This window comes from Pseudomonas sp. TWI923 (assembly GCF_039673365.1).
Lineage (GTDB): Bacteria > Pseudomonadota > Gammaproteobacteria > Pseudomonadales > Pseudomonadaceae > Aquipseudomonas > Aquipseudomonas sichuanensis.
Map to the genome: position 1 here is coordinate 1 of NZ_JBDJLM010000174.1, position 1,264 is coordinate 1,264.

General features: G+C 60.3%; 1 protein-coding gene. It reads left to right on the plus strand.

Going from position 1 to position 1,264, the window contains the following annotated elements; all coding sequences use genetic code 11:
* Positions 1 to 328: 328 nt before the first annotated feature.
* Complete coding sequence (locus ABE459_RS25980) at positions 329 to 868, plus strand: Bro-N domain-containing protein (protein ID WP_323834004.1); 540 nt, start codon at positions 329 to 331, stop codon at positions 866 to 868.
* Positions 869 to 1,264: the final 396 nt, after the last annotated feature.

A 1,264-nucleotide genomic window follows, 5' to 3' on the forward strand; every position in this document is an offset into this window, starting at 1 on the left:
ACTCAAGACATGCACCAAGGCGGGCAGCGGTACCTTCACAGGCATAATTGGCCCGAAACAAATGTGGGAGCTGGCTTGCCAGCGATGCGCCGCGCGGGCGGCGCTCGATCTCATAGGCGCCAAAAGGCTTTCGGCGGGCACTTGGTGGCCATCACGCAATAGCTCTCAAATGCCCATCAACCATCTGATATCAAATCAAGAAATGCCCTACAGATTTGCCACTTTTTACCACCAGCAAATCACGCTAGTTTCTCCAAGCGCTAAGAACACTCACGCAGCGGAATCCCGTCCCGTTAGAAACGGCTCTCCTGATTCTGGAAGGCCAGTCATGGACAACCACTACTCCTCCACCCTCTTCACCCGCCACAACCGCCCCCTCCATACCCTCTGGCTCGAATCCCAAGCCTGGTTCTGCGCCCACGAACTCGGCCGGATGACCGGGCGCTTCTTCGACGAACACTGCATCCGCAAACTCGACCCGGACCAGCATCGCACCGTGCAGCTGCTGCGCTACGGCCAGTACAGCGAGACCACCATGGTCAGCGAGTCCGGGGCCTATACCCTGCTGGCCCATCATCACATTCCGGAAAACCGCCACCTGCGACACTGGCTGACCCATGAGGTGGTGGCGGTGCTGCGCGATGGGCAGGACTCGGCGCTGGACGACCTGCCGCGCCTGGGCAGGATGTGCTGGCCGGGCGGGCAAATGGCGAGTCTGTTGTATTGGCAGAGTGAGCCTTGGGTACGGATGCGGGATATGCCGGTAGTGATGGCGGCGGAAGTGCCTTTGGCCGTGGCTGCAAAGCGCAAGCTGAGCTGGAAGGAATGTGCGCAGCGGGCGTTGCGGTTGCATGGGGTCGGGGATTGAAGATCCCCGGGGCCGCTCTGCGGCCCTTCGCGGGTAAACCCGCTCCCACACAAGGCGGTAATGGCCGGCAGGTGTTCGCCGAAAGCCTTGCAGCGCCTAGCAGATCGAGCGCCGCCCGCGCGGCGCATCGCTGGCAAGCCAGCTCCCACATCTGTTTCGGGCCAGTTACTCCTGTTGTTTCATCGCTGTACGCCTTGTTGGTTCGACTCGATATTGAGGTGGGCACCACTGGCGCCTCGCCTGACTCAAGACATGCACCAAGGCGGGCAGCGGTACCTTCACAGGCGAGGGTGTCAGAAATTTTGTGTTCGGGCATACCATGAGTAAGAGGTGCATGTATGCCAACCAGAAAGAAACCGCTTCGAGAGTTACCGAAGGTCCCGAAAGAGCTGCTTG